Origin of the sequence: Veillonella parvula, from assembly GCF_024461875.1 — a bacterium.
GTDB lineage: Bacteria > Bacillota > Negativicutes > Veillonellales > Veillonellaceae > Veillonella > Veillonella parvula_I.
The window spans coordinates 652,397-664,698 of the sequence record NZ_JANGAL010000001.1 but is presented as its reverse complement, the minus strand read 5'-3'; the positions used below and the strand labels follow the sequence as shown (position 1 = coordinate 664,698).

Here is a 12,302-nt window from a genome sequence, read left to right as displayed (position 1 = left end):
TGTTTGAACGAACTAGACGAAAAGAAACTAATAGAAATGGCGGTTGAGTACCTGCAACCTGTTAAGCTAATTGATGTACAGATTGCATCTATCAAAGAAGAAATCAATCAACTACGAGCGAACCTTACATCTATAGGTGCTATTGATTACAGTAAAGACCGAGTAACTGGCGGTGGAACTCCACAAGGGTTAGAGGGTAGCGTAGCTAGATTTCTTGATACAGTCGCAGAACGTGATAAACGTATTGATGAGTTATCAAAGTTAAAGTGCGATGCGATCACTAAGATAGATGCACTAGATGAAAAACTAGGAGCAATCATCCTACGCTATGAATTTGTACTCAATAATACAACAGAAGATGCTTATAAAATGATAGGGTGTTACTCTACGAAACAAGCGAAGAGATACAAGCAAAAAGCATTATTAGAATTTGGGCAAAAACTTGTCCAGTAATGTCCGCAAATGTCCGTAATTGTCCGTATCAAGTGCGTTTGCTATTAGGTATAATATATATGTAGAAGTTGCCACTAAGCGACTTGTACTCACTCTTTCCTTATAAAGGTAAATCAAAACACAACAACAAGCGCACCCACATAAGAGTGCGCCTTTGTTGTATATGGGCGAAATGTGGTGTGGGACAATTCATCGATGGACACAGAGTAGCAGCGCAACCATATTTGATTAATGAGTGAAACATAATACTTTTTCTAATTTCAGAAATATGTGTTAAGACAAAATTTGTAAAACTTTACTGCAAAACTGATATGGGTAGGCCGAATATTTTCAACATAGCTTATAGATTTTAAATACGAACCTACCCTAATTGGTTTTTACATGTTGAATACTGACAACTAACTGGGCCTCCAAAATTAGTCATATATTCTATTGTTACTTAACCTAACACAAGTACGATTCATAATAGTTAGTTGTTGGTATTGAGTGTGTAATGATCATTGAAAACTAGGTGCTTTTATCTATTTAACTTTGTTTTTCATAGTTGAAACCTAAAATTGCGTAAATTGTCATGTCATAAACAAAGCACCTAGTTTTGAGTGATTAATGCAATTAAAATGAATAAAACTATCACATAATGAGGTATATCTTCGTGGATATATCTCATTTTTTGTATAAATCCATCAAAATAGGGAAAGGATATGACTGAGATAAGATGTTGTAAGCATAATTGCTTGAACAACAAAAAAGGGATATGTACCGCAAAGGAAATTGAATATGACGGACTGTGTCAAACATATATTACACATGGCGGTGCGAGCAAATGTAATTATGGGTTATGTGTTAGATTACATGGCAAATTAAAAAGGAAAGGTGGCGAAGTACTGAAATGATTAAAGCAATCAAACAATTCATTGCAGATAGAAAGTTATTTAAACAAGCAGCCAAGGACTTGAACAATAAAGATTTACAAGCTAAGGCAAAATATGCTTACGAACATCGTGGAGATAGCTTACTGACTATCATTGATTATTTAGCTATTCTATGTGCGGTATTAATTGCAATGGCCATTGTGTGGTGTTGGATGTGAATTATCAACCAACAATAAGAAAGCTATTAACCGCATTACGGATGAATGGTAGGCGGTACGTTGTAGATACAAGGCAATCGTGGAGCAAATACGATAAGCCTTGCAAGATATATATTGTCAGTCGAATGTACACAGAGGAAGAGTACAAACTAACATTTCCTGAAAAGTACAAAAAGGGTAAGACCTTTAAACAAGGACAACTCTATAAAAAAGAAAGTGAGTACAGCAGTACTAAGCAATATGAAGTACTGCTATTTTTAGTTAAGACATATAAAGGTGGTGAGTAACATTGACGAATATAGAAGAATTAGCACAAAAACTAACTAAGAAAGAACGCATATTCGCTGATGAATACGTTAAGACCACCAATGGAACACAAAGCGCAATTACTGCTGGATATTCAGAAAAGACGGCAAGTGTAACAGCTAGCAAAATGCTAAGAAAACCTAAGGTACGCCAATATATAGATGCAATCATGGATGAGCGCAGCAAAGACACAATCGCAACGGCTGATGAAGTACTGGAATACTTGACTAGGGTTGTGCGTGGTGAAGAAAAAGATGCGTTTGGTTTAGATGTGTCGGTTGCTGATAAAACGAAAGCAGCTGAACTGTTAGGTAAAAGACATATGCTATTTACCGATAAGGTGAAATTATCTGCGGAAGTAGAAATTGATATTTCTGACCGCATGAAAAAAGCACGGAGTAGATCTAATGAAGTACAACAAAGCACAGCTGATTGACGCACTTGCATCATTTGCTGATGACCCCTTGGGGTTTGTGTACTTTGCTTTCCCTTGGGGAGAACCGGGAACGCCGTTAGAGAATATGGAAGGGCCTGATGAATGGCAACGAGAACATTTAAAATATCTAGGCGAACAATTAAAAAAAGGCAAGTCTTTACAGACTGCCATTCGTACAGCCCACGCATCTGGCCATGGTATCGGTAAATCTGCCGATGTATCATGGCTTATTATATTTGCAATAGCTACTCATGAAAATACTCGTGGTGTTGTAACGGCAAATACCGATACACAATTGCGATCTAAAACATGGGCGGAACTTGGCAAGTGGTACAACATGTTTGTTGGTAAAGAACTATTCACTTACACGGCAACAGCAATATTTTGCAGTGATAAAAAATATGAAAAAACTTGGCGTATTGATGCTATTCCTTGGAGTGATTCAAACCCAGAAGCGTTCGCAGGTCTTCATAATCAAGGAAATAGAATATTAGTTATATTTGATGAAGCTTCTGCTATATCGGATAAGATTTGGGAAGTTACTGAAGGGGCTCTTACGGATTCCAATACGGAAATTCTTTGGTGCGTCTTTGGTAACCCTACTCGAAATAGTGGAAGGTTCCGTGAATGTTTTAGAAAATACAGAGACTACTGGAAAACGTATCAGATTGATAGCCGTACAGTGAAAATATCCAATAAGGCACAATTACAACAATGGGTTGATGCTTATGGTGAAGATTCTGACTTTGTCAAAATCCGTGTCCGTGGTGTGTTCCCTTCCGCATCAGATTTGCAGTTCATCTCTACTGAAATTGCGGATAAGGCACAAAAGCAATCGTATAAGCCGGGAGCATTTGACCATTTACCAGTAATCATTGGTGTTGACCCAGCGTGGACCGGTTCCGACTCCTTAGAAATAGTAATGCGGCAAGGATACTATATGAAGTCCCTCGCATCGATTCCTAAGAATGATGATGACTGGCGCATGGCTCAACTCATCGCTCAGTTCGAGGACGAATACAAAGCTGATGCCGTATTCATTGATATGGGATATGGAACAGGCATCTACAGTATTGGTAAGCAATTAGGCCGTAAGTGGCGGTTAATTGAGTTTGGCGGTAAGAGTAATGACCCTGTATATCTTAATATGAGGGCCTACATGTGGGGCCAGATGAAAGAATGGCTCCGTGAGGGTGGCTCAATACCACCGAATGATCAAGCACTCTATGATGACATTGTGGGACCGGAAGCAATCATTGATAAGAATGGTCGTATTCAGCTTGAAAGTAAAAAAGATATGAAAGACCGAGGGTTACCGTCTCCGAATAAAGGGGACGCCCTCGCCTTGACCTTTGCTGCACGGGTCATTAAAAAAAGTGAAACAGGCAATAGGATTGTAGCTAATACAAGTTACAATCCTTTTTAATTGTAGAAAGTGAGGGATAAAGATGTGTATGAAGGGTGCATCTGCTAACTATACACCGCCTGCTCCAGCTCCAACCGTTCAAACGAATATGAGCAATCAAACTGGTGAGGAAATGGCAGAAACTAAACGCAAGTTCAAACGTGGCTTTGAATCTACTATCTTAGGACCGACTGCGAGCGGTCAGAAATCAATTTTAGGGGGATAGCATGGCGGAAATGGAATCTTTACTAGCTAGACAGCCTACGGAAAGTGCTAAGCCTGTTAGGCGTGATTATACGAAGTTACGAAAGAAATTTTCGCAACTATTTAATGCGCAGCAACGATACGTTAATAAGTGGAAGCAGTTGCGTGACTATCAGTTACCGTTCATTGGTCAATTTGATGGTGAGGAAGACCAATCAGAGCCTTATAACGGTAAAATCCTAAATCCTGTAGCTTGGGAGTCCTGCCAGATATTCGCCAGTGGCGTCATGAGCGGCTTAACGCCTCCGAGCCGTAAATGGTTTAAGCTAACCATGGAAAATATTGACGTAGCAGCGAATAGCCAAGTTGCTGAATTATTGGATGAACGAGAGGAAATCTTGTATGCAGTTCTTGCTAAATCCAATTTCTACAGCGTAGTTCATCAAGTATATCTTGAGCTAACGGTGGGGCAATCTCCCATGGGGATATTTGCCGATAGTGAATCCGGCGTTCGCTTTACTTCGTACCCAATCGGGACCTATGCAATTGGGACTAATAGCAAGGAAATCGTAAATACCTTCGCTCGTAAATACAAAATGACAGTAGATCAGATTGTTGAGCAATTTGGATATGAGAATTGTCCGGATAATATCAAGAATATTTACGACAACGGTAATGGATTACAGCAATCATTCACAGTCAATTGGTTGGTTGAACCCAACAAAGACCGTAAGGATAAGTTAGGACGTCGCAATATGCCATATTCATCTATCTACTGGGTGGAAGGCAGCAATAGCGATGAAGTTTTGTATCATGGCGGTTTTGAAGAATGGCCAATTCCTATTGCTCGACATACATCAATGGACTTGAATGGTTACGGCAAAGGAGCCGCATGGTTTGCTCAGCCAGATTCACAAATGTTACAGAAATTGGAATTTGATTATCTGACAGCCGTTGAGTTATGGGTTAAACCTCCTATGCAAGCGCCATCTGATGTAATTAGTACGGTTAACTTATATCCGGGCGGTATTACGGAGATTGAAGGGCAACATAAGGTTGAACCTATGTTCGCAGTTCAGTCCAATCTTCAAGATATCCAAAACAAGATTGCAGTTACAGAGGATTCAATCAAGAGAGCCTATAGTGCGGATCTGTTTTTGATGTTAGACCAAATCGATAAGGGCCAAATGACGGCTCGTGAGGTTATGGAGAGGACTCAAGAGAAATTACAGCAATTAGGCCCTGTAGTCGAACGGCTGCTATCTGAATTCTTGAATCCAATTATCGAGCGTGTGTATTCGGTGCTAGATCGTGCCGGTGTATTTCCACCTGTTGATGATGAGGAACTCTTAGACCAGTTAAACGGTCAAGAAGTGAAGATTGAATATATCTCGCCTTTAGCCCAAGCGCAAAAGATGAGTTCATTGGTAAACATCGAACAGTATTTTGCGTTCATCATGAGTTTGGCACAAGCTAATCCTAATATCGTTAACAAGTTTAACTTTGAGGAAGCAGCCAATACATACGGTGTTAACTTAGGCGTACCGGCTAAGATTATTCGCTCTGATGATGAATATCAAGAAATCCTAGCGCAACAAGCACAGGCACAGGCTGAACAGGAACAGCAACAACAACTTATGCAAGCGGCTCAATTGGCACCGGGAATGGCGCAAGCGGCTAAGCAAGCAACAGACGCCGCCAATGATGGCAACCCTGCATTACAGAGTTGGCTAGGAATGGACGGTGTTTAGATGAAAACAATTAAAGATTATATGCAAGAGCGAGATATGCAAGCTCTCAACCACGTACTAAGTACTGAACTTGGTAGGTGGTTTTTTTGTATGCTCATGGACCGCTCTGGAATCTTAAAGCAATCGTTTACTGGCAACAGTGAAACATATTTCAACGAAGGAAAGCGCAAGGTAGGACTGTTATTTCATGGTGATCTAGTTAAGTTGGGTACCAATGGAGTTAAACAGTATCACCAAGCGCAGCTCGAATATATCGGGCAACAAGAATATTTTAATAATTTAGTCGAAAAGGAGAAACAAAATGGCTGAAGACAATATGGGTGCTAACAATAACATGACTGGCAATGAACCGGGCACGAATCCGGACCAAAATAATCCTACGCCACCTACTGAACCACCTGCTAAACCAGATGGTGAAGGTAGTAATCCATCTGTACTAGGCGGTGATAATACGCCACCTGCTGAACCAACGGTTTATGACTTCAAGGATGTATTCCCTGAAGGTACTGAACTTGATGAAACTGTATCCGCAGACTTTAGCAAATTGCTTAACCAAGTTGGTGCTACACAGGAACAAGCTGTTGAACTAGCCAAGTTTGGCAGTCAGTACGCACAAAACATCTTAACTGCTTATCAAGAGCAACAAGAACAAGCGATTGTTGAAAAACAACAAGCGGATTATGACCAAGCTAAACAGGAATTAGGCGGCAAATTCGATGAAACTGTAGCTCTTGCAGGCAAAGGCATCGAAGCACTAACTAAAGCTGTACCGGAATTACGTAAATTGCTTGTTGATAGTCATATCGATAACAACATTAACATGATTAAGGTATTTGCGGCAGTCGGTGAAATGGTTCAGGAAGACCGGGGTGTGGGTAATTCTAAAGGCAACCATGAAATTACAACTGAACAACAATTGGCTGAATCTATTTATAGTGACATGAAGAAATAAGGAGAAATTAAATGGCAATTGGAACATTAAACCCTACTTTGCTCGATGTAGCACAACGTGTAAAAGGTGATGGTCATCTCGACAAAATTGTTGAAATGATGAACCAAACCAATGAAGTTTTAACGGATATGACAATGCTTGAAGGTAACCTTGCAACTGGTAATATGACTACTATTCGTACTGGTTTACCAAAGTCAACTTGGCGTTTATTCAACAGCGGTGTAAATCAAGATAAATCCAAAACAGCACAAATTACAGATGCTTGCGGTATGCTTGAATCTTATGCAGTTGTTGACCGTAAATTGGTAGATATTTCTAACAATGCTGCTGAATTCCGTTTACAAGAAGATCGTGCATTCTTGGAATCTATGAACCAAGAAATGGCATCTACATTATTCTATGGTTCTAAATCTGAACCTGAAAAATTTATCGGATTAGCACCACGATACAATGATAAAACGGCTCGCTCCGCAGAAAACCTTATTGATGCAGGCGGTACCGGTAATCAATTGACTTCTATTTGGCTTTGCGTATGGGGTCCTAATACTATGTATGGGTTCTATCCTAAAGGTGGTAAAGCTGGCTTCACAATGGAAAATGATGGTGTAGTTGATGCACTTGATGGTGAAGGCAAAAAGTATAAAGCATATCAAACTCATTATTCTTGGGATTTGGGTTTAACAGTCCGTGACTGGCGTTATGCTGTTCGTATTGCGAATATTGATGTATCTAAACTTACAAAAGACGCATCTGCAGGCGCTGACCTTATCGACTTGATGATTGATGCAGAAGAAAAAATTCCTAACCTTGGTATGGGTCGTCCAGTTTGGTATATGAACAAGACTGTTCGTGGTTTCTTACGTAAACAACTTAACAAAGGTCATCAATATCAAACTGCAGCAGGTAAAGAACCGGGCAAAATCGTTGTTGATTTCAATGACGTTCCAGTACGTCGTACTGATGCATTAATTATTGGTGAACAACAAGTTAAATAATAGGGGGTAACCAAGTTATGATGATCGATAAAGAAAATGTATTTTTCTGGAAGAAGGCTATTACAGCTAACACAAACTCTGAAGTAGTAATGAATGGTGAAGGGGGCGACGCTGTTGTCGCTCCTTGGCTTGTCATTCGTATTGATGCAGATGTAACCGGTACAGGTTTATTCAATGTCTATACTTCCGATAAGGAAAATATGGCTGATGCTAAATTGTTGACCGGTGTTACGCTTCCTGCTAATGCTAAAGCAGGCGAAGAACGCGTAATGCGTATTCCGGCTGGTGCGAAAAAGTTTATTCGAATCAATGCTAATAATATGACTGCAGGTACAATTACCGCATTCCTCACATTTGATACGAATATTGCTCGATAAGGTGGTGTAATTATGTTAGTAACAACTAAACAAAAAATGTATTTAACGATGCACGGCCTTGTTGATAAAGGTGAAACAATTGATATTCCGGAAGATGTGATTAATGATTTCGGAAAAGACTGTTTTGAATTTGTAGGTGAAGTAAAGCCTAAAGGTACTGAAACAGAACCGGGTGACAAAAACCCACCAGATGAAAATACTGAAGGTGACAATACAGGCAATGAAAACCCACCAGATGAAAATACTGGCAACGAAAAGCCTAAGAAAACAAACAAAAAGAAAACCGATACTACGGAAGAATAAGTGACAATATGAGGGGTGCTTATGCATCCCTCTATTACCATATAGGGGGAAATATGACACCTACTGATATTTGTAATCAAGCACTCGCATTAATTAATGCAGGACTGCTTTATTCATTTGAAGAAGAAACCGAGCAAGGTCGCCAATGCCGTATGCAATATGACCCAACTAGACAGTTGGTATTGCGACAATTTGAATGGAATTTTTCTCGTAAAAACGAAAGATTGGTATTGTCTGCCCATAAAATTAATGGGTGGAATTATGTATATGCGTATCCGGAACAATGCATTCGGATATTAGGTGTTATTCCACAAGGCGATCGCTTCCATGCGGAATCGCAACCGGAATACAACATATTTAATATTGGAAATAACAAAAAATGCATAGTGAGCGATGTGCCACTAGCATTCATTGATTATATATATGATGTTACAGATTTAGACGTTTGGGATTCTATATCCTTGTATATGCTGCAGTGTAAACTAGCTAGCGCATTAGCTATGCCATTAACTGGTGATAGAGGATTGTTTGACCAAGCGTACAAATTGTATCAAGCTGCAGTTCAAGAGGCAAAAGGTATGAATGCCAAGGAACGCAAGCAAGATACAGTTTACATATCTAGCTATGTGAAAGCGAGGGATTGGTAATGAGTAATCCTATCTATATCTCACAATTAGCATTTACAACTGGTGAGGTATCGCCAGATGTATCGAGTCGCTTTGACTTAGAGCAATATAAAAGTGCCTTATTAGAGGCTGAGAATGTAGTCATTCGTCCATATGGGGCAGTTGCTAAGCGTCAAGGCAGCCAATATGTAGGGCAAGTTAAATATAGTGATAAACCAACACGACTATTTGAATTTACTACAAACACTAACAATTCATTCATGCTTGAGTTTGGTGACAAATATATTCGTGTGTGGAATTATGGTGTTTATACCGGTATCGAAGTTACGACTCCTTTCACTAGCGATATATTGTTTGATTTGAACTGTAGTCAATCTGGTGATGTAATGTTCATTTGTAGTGGGAAATATCCGATACAGACACTATCTCGGTATAGTGATACGGATTGGCGACTTGAAGCATACAAATTAACTGAACAACCGTATGACACAATCAATACAGACGTTAACTCTACCGTAACAGTAACGGGTGATACGATACGTTCAAGTAAAGATCTATTCAATGCTGATATGGTTGGAATGGTCATGCAACTAGGCTATTTTGTTGCGGCCGTTCACACTAAAAATACTGGGACAGTAGTAGAAAAAAAAGAAAAACGGTCATTTATGGGCGGCTTTAATAAATGGAATGAGTACAACAACATTAATTACAATGTAGAATCCTACTCCACAGACCAAGACCTAGCTTGGAAGTTCACTACACACGGAACATGGACTGGTACAGTTAAACTACAAATCACCACAAATAATGGGACGACTTGGAAAGATTATCGCACGTATTCATCTAATAACGACTATAACGTAACGGATGCCGGCAAAATTGAACCGAATGCAAAACTACGCATTCAATCAGACATTAAAAGTGGTGAATGTAATGTTGATCTTTCAATTCTTCCATACACCACATGGGGCATTGTCGAATTTAAAGAGTTCGTTGACGCTAAGACCATGAAAATTAATATCTTGAATGGTATTGTTGAAAACGAAGCCACATCTAAATGGAAGATGGGGAGTTGGGGCCGTAGCAATGGATATCCTAAGTTATGTACGTTTTATCAAGATAGATTTGTAGTAGCTGCTACAAATAAGAACCCCAATTATATTTGGATGAGCCGGACTGGCGACTATCCAAACTTTGGCGTTGAAAAGGTAGAAGGTACTATTACAGACGATAGCTCAATTACCTTGCCGGTGATTAATCGCAAAATGTATGAAATCCGTCATCTTGTACCTGCGAACGATCTAATCATTCTTACAAGTGGTAATGAATGGATTGTTAGTGGTGATAAGACAATTACTCCTACCAACTGTAACTTAAAGACACAAACCCAACGAGGGGCCTTATCATGTGAACCACAATTCATAGGTAATCGATGCGTGTTCGTTCAAGAACGTGGCGGCACTGTTCGTGATATGGGTTACTCTTATGAGTCTGATAACTATACAGGGCAAGACCTTACGTTGTTTGTTAAGACACGTGTTAGAGGGTATTTGACTATCACCAGTGCGTATGCGCAAGATCCGGATAGCATTATTTACTACATCCGAAATGATGGGGAGATTAATTGCTTAACCTATATTCCAGAACAAAAAGTGTACGGCTGGTCGCATTTCGTGACTAATGGTAAATACCTATACTGTGAATCCGTGTCTGAGGGTGAACAAGATAGTTTGTATACCCTTGTTGAGCGCACATTACAAGGTAAAAAAGTTAAATGTATCGAGCGTATGGTGCCACTGTATTCTGATGATGTGAATGTATTTCTTGATTGCTATGTCGAATTTAAGTCGAGTAATGCAATTGATAGTATTAACATTCCTCATTTGAGTGGTCAAACTGTACAAGTTGTAATTGATGGTAAGCAACAACCGGATGTGGTTGTGCCAGATGATGGCTTATTACAATTAAACGTTAGTGGTAGCAATATCAAAATCGGGTTACCATTTACCTCTAAAATTCGTGTTCCATCAGTGGAAATGCAAATGCAAGATGGTACTTTACAAGGCCGAGTTGCCACGGTATCAAGAGTTGTATTGCGTATGTATAAATCGTTTGGCGGTAAAGTTGGTCGTACATTTGGCCGTATGGATGATATTACATTACCACCGAATGAATTATTCACAGGTGATAAACCTGTAATTCTACCTAAAATGGGAACAAATTATTCAACAGATACATCGATATGTATTAAGCATAGTGATCCATTTCCATTTAATTTATTATCAATAACTCGCATAGTTGAAATTGGCGGAGGATTAAGAGATGTTCCGGGACTATAAAATTGACGAAATAGAACCTACACGGCGAGATAAATTAATTCATGACCTAGAAGTTAACCTAAGGGCAATAGATGCCATAGAAGTCCAAGAGGTGAATCGTTTATACCCTTTCAAGGATTTCTGTTCCGAGATTTGTAAATCTGATTATGATAGCCATGTCGTCGTAGATGACGATATGGCTATTTGCGTATACGGGATTTCAAAAGAACCAGTTAACGGAATGTATGGAATTTATTTTCTAGGCAATAAAGTATTAGAAAACGATATGCGGTGGCAGATGCGCTTTATCAAGTTAAGTAATCAAGTTATCGCTGAATGGTTAGAAACTCGTGAATGGCTATTCAATTATGTTCACACAACTAACATAAAAACGAAACGATGGCTCGAATCGATTGGGGCCGTTATTCATCCAACTGTAAAAGTTGGTGATTTAGAATTATTCACTCTCAAGAAGGAGGACTTCATATGTGCTTACCCGCAGCAGCAATCTTAACCGCAGTTAGTACTGGCGTCGGATTGATTGCTCAGAACCAACAGACAAAAGCACAATCTGCTATGTATAACGCACAGGCACAAGCGGCAGAAGCTAATAAGCGAATATCTGACCGTAAGCAAGAGCAAATTGCCATGCAACAGTTGCAAGAACGGGACAAAATGGATAATCGTATGCGCCTTGTAGCCGGAACGAATGCAGCAGAAGCAGGGGCAGGCGGATTGCAAATGGCAGGGTCCCCATTACAGTTAATGGCTAGTAGCTATGACGAATACAACAAAGACATCTATAACTGGGAACAAAACAAGAATAATGCTATTTACAATGAATATTTGAACGGCATGAATTATCAGAATGAGGTAAGCGCCGCACGTGCTTCTGCTAAAAATGCACGACGTCAAGGTAATTTGGCAATGGTAGGTAGTATTCTTGGTGCCGCATCATCTATGTATGGATTAAAACAACAATATGCCAAGCCTAAAATGAAGACTACATATGGTGGCGACCCTACTGGTTATACAGATAAGGGACCTGTGGTAACAGTTAAGCGTGATTACAAAATGAGGTAGGAT

15 protein-coding genes are annotated in these 12,302 nt (G+C 39.6%); all 15 read left to right on the top strand.

What is annotated here, in order from left to right:
• Nucleotides 1-3 precede the first annotated feature (3 nt).
• The 15 genes from NE668_RS03120 to NE668_RS03050 all read left to right on the top strand — a co-directional run bounded on the left by NE668_RS03120 (nucleotide 4) and on the right by NE668_RS03050 (nucleotide 12,299).
• Nucleotides 4-453 carry a hypothetical protein gene (locus tag NE668_RS03120; protein WP_227036898.1) on the top strand — a complete coding sequence of 150 codons (450 nt, stop codon included), beginning with the start codon at nucleotides 4-6 and terminating at the stop codon, nucleotides 451-453.
• A gap of 889 nt (nucleotides 454-1,342) precedes the next feature.
• Nucleotides 1,343-1,543 (top strand): hypothetical protein, encoded by a 201-nt coding sequence (locus tag NE668_RS03115; RefSeq protein WP_227036899.1) that lies wholly within the window; start codon nucleotides 1,343-1,345, stop codon nucleotides 1,541-1,543.
• A gap of 289 nt (nucleotides 1,544-1,832) precedes the next feature.
• Nucleotides 1,833-2,285 carry a terminase small subunit gene (locus tag NE668_RS03110; RefSeq protein ID WP_205112367.1) on the top strand — a complete coding sequence of 151 codons (453 nt, stop codon included), beginning with the start codon at nucleotides 1,833-1,835 and terminating at the stop codon, nucleotides 2,283-2,285.
• Nucleotides 2,257-3,711: a terminase gene (locus tag NE668_RS03105; RefSeq protein ID WP_227036900.1), complete on the top strand. Its 1,455-nt coding sequence runs from the start codon at nucleotides 2,257-2,259 to the stop codon at nucleotides 3,709-3,711. The genes NE668_RS03110 and NE668_RS03105 overlap by 29 nt, the downstream gene beginning before the upstream one ends.
• Nucleotides 3,712-3,733: 22 nt before the next feature.
• Nucleotides 3,734-3,916, top strand: a complete 183-nt coding sequence (locus tag NE668_RS03100) for a hypothetical protein (protein WP_227036901.1) — start codon at nucleotides 3,734-3,736, stop codon at nucleotides 3,914-3,916.
• 1 nt (nucleotide 3,917) lies between these two features.
• Nucleotides 3,918-5,645, top strand: coding sequence for a portal protein (locus NE668_RS03095; protein WP_227036902.1), 1,728 nt, complete (start codon nucleotides 3,918-3,920; stop codon nucleotides 5,643-5,645).
• Nucleotides 5,646-5,954, top strand: coding sequence for a hypothetical protein (locus tag NE668_RS03090; protein ID WP_256195724.1), 309 nt, complete (start codon nucleotides 5,646-5,648; stop codon nucleotides 5,952-5,954).
• Nucleotides 5,947-6,597, top strand: coding sequence for a hypothetical protein (locus NE668_RS03085; protein ID WP_227036904.1), 651 nt, complete (start codon nucleotides 5,947-5,949; stop codon nucleotides 6,595-6,597). The genes NE668_RS03090 and NE668_RS03085 overlap by 8 nt, the downstream gene beginning before the upstream one ends.
• Nucleotides 6,598-6,608: 11 nt before the next feature.
• Nucleotides 6,609-7,592 carry a major capsid protein gene (locus NE668_RS03080; protein WP_205112372.1) on the top strand — a complete coding sequence of 328 codons (984 nt, stop codon included), beginning with the start codon at nucleotides 6,609-6,611 and terminating at the stop codon, nucleotides 7,590-7,592.
• A 17-nt stretch (nucleotides 7,593-7,609) separates the two neighbouring features.
• On the top strand, nucleotides 7,610-7,969 hold the full coding sequence (locus tag NE668_RS03075; protein WP_004693115.1) for a hypothetical protein: 360 nt from the start codon (nucleotides 7,610-7,612) through the stop codon (nucleotides 7,967-7,969).
• 12 nt (nucleotides 7,970-7,981) lie between these two features.
• Entirely contained in the window at nucleotides 7,982-8,272 is a 291-nt protein-coding gene (locus tag NE668_RS03070; RefSeq protein ID WP_227036905.1) for a hypothetical protein, read from the top strand.
• Nucleotides 8,273-8,325: 53 nt separating this feature from the next.
• Nucleotides 8,326-8,919: a phage connector family protein gene (locus tag NE668_RS03065; RefSeq protein ID WP_227036906.1), complete on the top strand. Its 594-nt coding sequence runs from the start codon at nucleotides 8,326-8,328 to the stop codon at nucleotides 8,917-8,919.
• Nucleotides 8,919-11,237: a phage tail protein gene (locus NE668_RS03060; protein ID WP_227036907.1), complete on the top strand. Its 2,319-nt coding sequence runs from the start codon at nucleotides 8,919-8,921 to the stop codon at nucleotides 11,235-11,237. The genes NE668_RS03065 and NE668_RS03060 overlap by 1 nt, the downstream gene beginning before the upstream one ends.
• The gene (locus NE668_RS03055) at nucleotides 11,221-11,730 is read left to right on the top strand and encodes a hypothetical protein (protein WP_227036908.1); all 510 of its coding nucleotides are present in this window, start codon (nucleotides 11,221-11,223) and stop codon (nucleotides 11,728-11,730) included. The genes NE668_RS03060 and NE668_RS03055 overlap by 17 nt, the downstream gene beginning before the upstream one ends.
• On the top strand, nucleotides 11,703-12,299 hold the full coding sequence (locus NE668_RS03050; protein ID WP_227036909.1) for a virion core protein, T7 gp14 family: 597 nt from the start codon (nucleotides 11,703-11,705) through the stop codon (nucleotides 12,297-12,299). Before NE668_RS03055 ends, NE668_RS03050 begins: the two co-directional genes overlap by 28 nt.
• The last annotated feature ends 3 nt before the right edge of the window (nucleotides 12,300-12,302 follow it).